At 54.3% G+C, this 6,992-nt stretch carries 5 protein-coding genes; 2 read left to right on the forward strand and 3 right to left on the reverse strand.

Features of this window, described 5'->3' with window-relative positions; all coding sequences use genetic code 11:
* Nucleotides 1-10: 10 nt before the first annotated feature.
* On the reverse strand, nucleotides 11-1,849 hold the full coding sequence (locus HED22_RS18100; protein ID WP_167724867.1) for an adenylate/guanylate cyclase domain-containing protein: 1,839 nt from the start codon (nucleotides 1,847-1,849) through the stop codon (nucleotides 11-13).
* A gap of 255 nt (nucleotides 1,850-2,104) precedes the next feature.
* On the reverse strand, nucleotides 2,105-2,329 hold the full coding sequence (rpmE, locus tag HED22_RS18105) for a 50S ribosomal protein L31 (protein WP_008891651.1): 225 nt from the start codon (nucleotides 2,327-2,329) through the stop codon (nucleotides 2,105-2,107).
* Nucleotides 2,330-2,580: 251 nt separating this feature from the next.
* Here rpmE and cyaY point away from each other — a divergent pair, with 251 nt between their 5' ends.
* Complete coding sequence (gene cyaY, locus HED22_RS18110) at nucleotides 2,581-2,934, forward strand: iron donor protein CyaY (RefSeq protein WP_167724868.1); 354 nt, start codon at nucleotides 2,581-2,583, stop codon at nucleotides 2,932-2,934.
* A 46-nt stretch (nucleotides 2,935-2,980) separates the two neighbouring features.
* Nucleotides 2,981-4,777, forward strand: coding sequence for an ABC transporter transmembrane domain-containing protein (locus tag HED22_RS18115; RefSeq protein WP_167724869.1), 1,797 nt, complete (start codon nucleotides 2,981-2,983; stop codon nucleotides 4,775-4,777).
* A gap of 211 nt (nucleotides 4,778-4,988) precedes the next feature.
* Here HED22_RS18115 and HED22_RS18120 read toward each other — a convergent pair whose 3' ends face one another.
* The gene (locus tag HED22_RS18120; protein WP_254870273.1) at nucleotides 4,989-6,296 is read right to left on the reverse strand and encodes a M23 family metallopeptidase; all 1,308 of its coding nucleotides are present in this window, start codon (nucleotides 6,294-6,296) and stop codon (nucleotides 4,989-4,991) included.
* Nucleotides 6,297-6,992: the final 696 nt, after the last annotated feature.

The following is a 6,992-nucleotide window of genomic DNA, read 5'->3' on the forward strand; positions in this document are numbered from 1 at the left end:
GGCTGGCTGGTTACGTCCGGGCCTGAACCTGAAAAACTTCAATCGGTTCGGAAAAGCCCTTCATTTGCCGGGTTCCCTGCGAGACAAAACTCGCACGGCTGCCGCTATAGGTGTTCTTGACGTTGTCCGAAACCAGTGTTTCGTCTCCACCGGCCTGTGCGCAGACGCGCGCTGCAAGCTGGACAACGCTGCCAAACAGGTCATTTTCCTCGGCAATCGCCTCACCGGCATTGATGCCGATGCGGATCTGGAACTTCAGGTCCTGACTGGCATTGTGCGATGCCATGTTCTTCTGGATTTCAATCGCAGCTTCGACCGAGCTTGCCGAGGACGGGAATACGGCCATGATGCCGTCGCCCATATGTTTGACTTCCTTGCCATAGTTGTTGATCAGGGCTGTGCGCACAATTTGGTTGTGAATATGCACCATTTGCTGTGCGCCATGATCACCCAGTTCCTGGGTCTTGGCGGTGGAATTGACAATATCGGTAAACATCAGGGCGTGGAGCTTCTTGCCTCCTGCCCCTTGCGGGCCAGCGGCGTTCTTTTCGCTCCAGTCTGCAATTGCCTTGGATACCGATGAGTTGATGCTCTTATCGTTTTTGATATAGGCATCCATCGACTCACGACCGGCACCGTACATATCCTTGTATTTCGGTTCCAGAATGTAGTCGTCGACATTCTTGCAGAATGTATCGGCCATGCTCTTGTTTGCACCCAACGCCGAAATACAATCACGCAGGATCAAGCGCCCGTCTTTCTGATCAAGGGCGTTCTTTTCACTGCATGCGTCACATGCACCGGCAACGTACAGATTGACGCCAAACTTGTGATACGCGTCAAGTGACGGGACCGAGCGCTGAATTGCCTCTATCGATCCTGTGATAAAGTCGCGCATCTGTTCGCGGGTCGTACGCATTTCACGCGTTTCGACCATTGGCTTTTCAGGCGTATCGTCGATGGGGGCCTGGGATTCTTCCTTCGGGTCTTCGTCAGGTTGATCGTCCGCCGCTTCTGCGTCGTCAATGGTCTCGCCGTTATCTTCACGCTCGATTTCAGCCGCCATTTCGGCCGCGGTTTTGCGCCGAACATCAGAACTCGCGCCTGTTTCTGCGCCGCGGTTCTTGCCCGGGCGTGGCGCTTTGGAACGCGCCTGGCGCGGAGAGGTGCTTGATGGCCTGCGGGCGCGGCCCTTGAACTTTTTGGTCAGCGCCATCAACATCGGGACGACGCTGGCCAAAAAGCCAACGGTAAAGGACAGGAAGTTGGCCTTGTCATAAAAGCCCTGACTGATCCTGAGCCCCATACCCGGCAAGAATTCGAGCCCTTTGGCGGCAAGCAGCATGGTTGCAAGGCCAACGGCAATCGCAACACAGAAGGCAACCACCATCTTGAGACCCAGGCCAACAAGGCTTTGGCTTTCTGCAAGAGCACTGGATGACCTTACCGGTGAGTTTTTTTGGGTTGCCGCCGATGCCTGGGTATCGGCCTTGTCATCGGACTTTTCAGTCCTGGAAGGCGATGGTGCGGGCGAATGGGTCGGAGCTGGTCCCTGCGGTTTGGAAGCCGACGAACGCTTTGGCTTTGCCTGTGGGTTGGTGTTTTCCAGTCTGCCCTGACCGCGCGTTTCATAGACAACATATTCGTCAGAGCTATTGGTTGCGTGGTTGTAAACCTCGCGAATGACCTTCACACCCGATACATGGTTCGCACGTTCGATCTGTTTGGCTTCTTCTTCGGCCTGCTTTTTTTGCGCACCAGAAAAATGACCGTGGATCTGCCACCGGCCTGAACGGTCTTTAACGTAGACCTCATAGCTAACCTGGTTACGTGCTGTCACTTGATTCATTTAAGAGCCTGGTGATGCGTGCAAGCAGAACAGGGCTGCAGAATCAACGCTGCCTTATCCTAACGAATGGGATTATGGCAAAAAAATGCCGAAATCACCATCAGATATGCTCAATAACAGCCGAGAGTTGTTTTAACTACAGTTTTTAGCGTGCTCAGCTATGCAGATTGTCGGTTTAGACAAAGAAAAACGCCCGCAGCATCAAGAAGATGCGACGGGCGCTGATCCCACAGAACACAAAGATGTGTTCTTTGCTTAGTTGCCGATATTGAAACCAGCGAAGCGCTTTTTGAATTTCGCAAGCTGCCCGCCGCTGTCCAGAAGACGGTGAACACCAGTCCAAGCCGGGTGGCTTTTCGGATCGATGTCGAGCTTCAACACATCGCCCGGATTGCCCCAGGTCGACTGCGTGGTGAAGGTACTGCCGTCAGTCATCTGAACGGTGATCTCATGGTAATCGGGATGGATATCTTTTTTCATCGCCTATCACTCCGGAATTTGAAGCGCGGTGTATAGTGTAAAAAATCGGCTCGCGCAACCCCTGTAACCGGGAATTATCCGATTAACGCCAAATGAGGGGAGTGCAGTAGCGATCTGGCGGTCGTTTAGCAGTGCTTGGCCCGTGTTTCAAGCTTTTCTCGCACCCGTGCTTATGCATACTTGCACAGGCCTCTTTATATAGTATGGTGCGCCAACAATTGATTGTCGCCTTACCGGGGTGTACGACCCCGATGACAGACGGAGAACAGACTGTGGCCCTTGAGGAAACCCGCTTCCATCAGATTGCAGACGACACCATCGAAACGCTCTCTGACGTTATTGATGATGCACTGGGCGATGACCTTGACGTCGATCTGCAGTCGGGCATCCTGACCATCGAACTCGATTCGGGCGAACAGTTCATCATCAATAAGCACGGGCCCAACCGTCAGGTCTGGTTGTCTTCACCCGTCAGTGGTGCCAGCCACTATGATTTCGACGAAGACAACGAAACCTGGACCTCGACCCGCGGATCGACCACGCTTCATGATCAGCTTTCGGCTGATCTTGCGGTCAAAACCGGTAACAAACTTGATCTTGGCTGATCTTTGATTGGCCGTGTGGTTCGCATTGCATATGGAATAAAGTGCCTTGGCGCGTACACCGACTTCTTCTGCAAAACTCATCGATCGTGAAACCAGCCGGAACCTCTCGTCGCTCCGCGCCATTGTGCCGTTTGTCACAAAGTATCGCTTGCAGCTGATTGGTGCTCTGGTTGCACTGGTAACAGCATCAGGCACAGTGCTGGCGCTTGGCAACGGCCTGCGCATGCTGGTTGATGAGGGGTTTGCCGAAGGCGACGGTGCGTTGCTTGATCGCGCCCTGTTTGTGCTCTTTGCCGTGACACTCTTGTTGGCTGGCGCAAGTTACATGCGCTTCTTTCTGGTTTCCTGGATTGGCGAACGTGTGGTGGCCGATATCCGCTCGGCTGTCTATCGTCATATCATTCGACTGGATTCGGCCTTCTTTGAAGTTACCCGAACCGGTGAAGTTCTCTCGCGCCTGACAACCGATACGACGCTGCTGCAATCGGTTATTGGCTCAAGTGTTTCCATTGCGCTGCGCAATGCGCTGATGTTTGTCGGCGGCCTGACGATGCTGGCGATTACCAGCCCCAAACTGACGGCTTTGGTTTTGCTGGTCGTACCCTTGGTCGTGATCCCGATCATCGGCTATGGTCGCCGTGTGAGGCGCCTGTCGCGTGAATCCCAGGACCGTGTGGCCGACGTCAGTGCCTTTTCCGAAGAAACCCTGAATGCACTGCGCACCGTTCAGGCCTATACCCACGAGGAAATCGAAAGCCAACGCTTTAGCGGCCATGTCGAAGGGGCGTTCAAAACAGCTGTTGCGCGTATTTCGGCGCGCGCGCTCCTGACGGCGATTGTCATCGTCATGGTGTTTGGGGCGGTCGGGACCATTCTGTGGATCGGTGGTCATGACGTTCTTGATGGCACAATCTCGGCAGGCGAACTATCTGCCTTTGTCTTTTATGCCGTGGTCGTTGCCGGATCTGTTGGTGCGATCAGTGAAGTGATCGGTGATCTGCAACGTGCGGCCGGTGCGGCCGAGCGCCTTGTTGCTTTGCTCTCAACCGAACCGGAAATCAAGGCGCCAGAAAACCCGGTTGCAATGCCGGTTCCCCATCAGGGGCATATCAGTTTCGAAGACGTCACCTTCCATTATCCGGCGCGCCCGGATAGCTCAGCGCTTGAAGGTCTCAGTCTGTCAGTCAAGCCGGGTGAAACTGTTGCACTTGTTGGCCCGTCAGGGGCGGGCAAGACCACTGTGTTCCAGTTGCTGTTGCGTTTCTACGATCCGGCAAGCGGCGTGATCCGGGTTGACGGGGTGGATATCAAAACGGCCGATCCGATTGCAGTGCGTGAACGCATTGGCCTTGTGGCGCAGGATCCGGTGATCTTTGCGGCCAATGCCTGGGATAACATCCGGTATGGTCGACCGGGGGCCAGTGACGCCGATGTGCGGGCCGCTGCCGATGCTGCTCATGCCAGTGAGTTCCTGGATCGACTGCCTGATGGTTTTGACACCTTCCTCGGTGAAAAGGGCGTTCGCCTGTCGGGGGGGCAGCGCCAGCGTATTGCGATCGCACGCGCGATACTGCGCAATCCGACGATCCTTTTGCTTGATGAAGCAACCAGTGCCCTGGATGCCGAAAGTGAACAGGTTGTGCAAAAGGCGCTTGAAACCATCATGACCGAGCGCACCACGCTCGTGATTGCCCACCGTCTGGCCACGGTCCAGCATGCAGATCGCATTGCGGTGATTGATGATGGTAAGCTGGTTGCTATCGGCACGCATACAGAGTTGCTCGAAAGCTCCCCGCTCTATGGCCGCTTGGCCAAATTGCAGTTTGATCGCGACGCTGCCTGAGCCATAGCAGTTTATCCTGTCCCCGGATGCTCTGACACAGCGATCTTGTAAGTAGCTTCCCGGCCAACTCTCATAGCAGTCAGTCATTGCAACCTACCTCAGCAACATAAGCATGTGACATAGGTGCGCGGCGCCTCTGTCATCCGTTCTGCCAGAAAACAAAAAACCCGCCACAAGGGCGGGTTTTGAAAGTGCTGTTTGATTTTTAATCTTACTCGGCGCTGGCGATCTTCCGATTACCAATCGAAAGTTCCGCATATTGTTGGCGGAGTACGTCAGAGTCTGCAAGGAAGCGATCCAGCTCATCACCCTTAAGGGTCTTGCCGCTTGGCATCTTCACGCGGATCGGGTTGACCTGAACATGATTTTTAAGAATCTCGTAATGCAGGTGCGGGCCGGTTGAGCGGCCAGTGGTACCGACATAGCCGATAACGTCGCCCTGCTTAACGCGTGATCCCTGACGCAGGCCTTTGGCAAAGCCCTTCATGTGGGCATAGGCCGTATCATAGGAATCGTTATGGCGGATCAGGATGTAGTTACCATAGCCACCATTTCGGCCAATCTTTGCGATGGTCCCATTACCGGCAGCAAAGATCGGCGTTCCGGTCGGGGCGGCAAAGTCGATGCCCTTGTGCATCTTGGTGTATCCAAGGATCGGGTGCTTACGTTTGCCGTAACCCGATGACAGGCGGGCACCATTGATCGGGGTCCGCATCAACGCACGGCGATAAGACTCACCCTTCTGATTATAGAAGTCGGTCTCGCCATTGCTGTCGGTATAGGAATAAAGCCGAACCTCATGACCACTCAGCGTCATGCTGGCATAAAGAACATCGCCAAAGCGTACCCGTTCGCCAGCATCATTGGTCAGCTCCTGATACATGACCTCAAAGCTGTCGCCTGGCTGAATGTCACGCTGGAAGTCGACTTCATAGGAATAAAGCTCAATCAGATCCATCAGAACCGGGATCGGCACGCCGTTGCGCTCGGCGGCCAGAAACAGGCTCTGTTCAATCGTGCCCGACGCAACATTACGTGCAGCTGTCAGTTCAATTTTGTCTGAGGACGCCTGATATCCTTCATCGGTGCGCGACACCGATACAATTGTTTCCGGGTCCGGCTGGAAGCTCATCAGATCAAGAAGTTCAAAATCGTCCTGCGGGTCGGCTGCGTAAACAAGATCGAATTCCTGTCCGGCGCGCAGCTTGCGCGGATTGAAGACATCGCGCAGTGCTTCGATCGCATTATATGCAGATGTGCGCTCAAGACCGGTCGCCGTCAGGGTTGCCATCAGGTTGGAGCCTTTCTCAAGGACAACCGTTTTGCGGCGTGTTTCGGGATCCGGGATGCTGGCAGTCTCGGTGACGTTGCTATCACCGTCCATCGTATGGCTCTCGGCAGCACTGGCGGACAGGGCCGTATCCGAGGCGTTGGAATAATGATCGGATAGCAGATATCCGGTTGTTCCCCCCAGAATAACCATCACGCTTGCAATAGAAACCAAGTCTCTTCCGGCCATCGCCGTAGAACTCCCCTAAAAAGCCAATATTCAGTTCACCCGGGCCGTTGCTCTTTCCGGCAACATCGCCTCAGACTTTATACATAAAAGCTCAGGCGATGTGAAATGCGAATTGCCACGGGTGAGAGTGGAACCCTTCGTAACCATAATGGCGCGATTTCCTTTACGAACCGTTGAAGGCTTTCTGCTGCCTTGGATATGGTGGGCGGCGATGATGTGCCAGTTCAGAATGGCAACAACAAGGCAGACAAAAACAGGTTGTAATCCTCTTCACCAACGGGACGGATTCCGGGCCTGAAATAACACATATATATAGGTCGCCTGTTACGTTCGTCGCGCGGTCGGGGCAGCAGACTTATTTTCGGGTGTCCAGAGTGCTTCTCGTGTCGTCAGACCCAAAACGGTACAATCCATGTTTGAACTCTGTTTCTCAACCGCGGGATGAGGGGTGAATTCCGCTGGTTCTGTACTGTTTGGCCTGTTTTCACAAATTTGTATTTTTCCGGCGTTTTTTTCCAAAAAAGGGTTTGACACTTTTGGGAGTGGGGCCTATAACCCGCCTCCACCGACGGGGTGCGGCGCTCATGAGTGAGCGACACGAACCGGACGGTTTAAGGCCTCGGCCTTTGAGTTCTTTGACATTGTAGATCAGAAGGAAGGGATGCGCGGGCAGCGTTATGGCGCTAAAGTCTGTGC

Source organism: Thalassospira sp. HF15 (genome assembly GCF_011806525.1).
In the GTDB taxonomy this organism is placed as follows: Bacteria; Pseudomonadota; Alphaproteobacteria; order Rhodospirillales; family Thalassospiraceae; genus Thalassospira.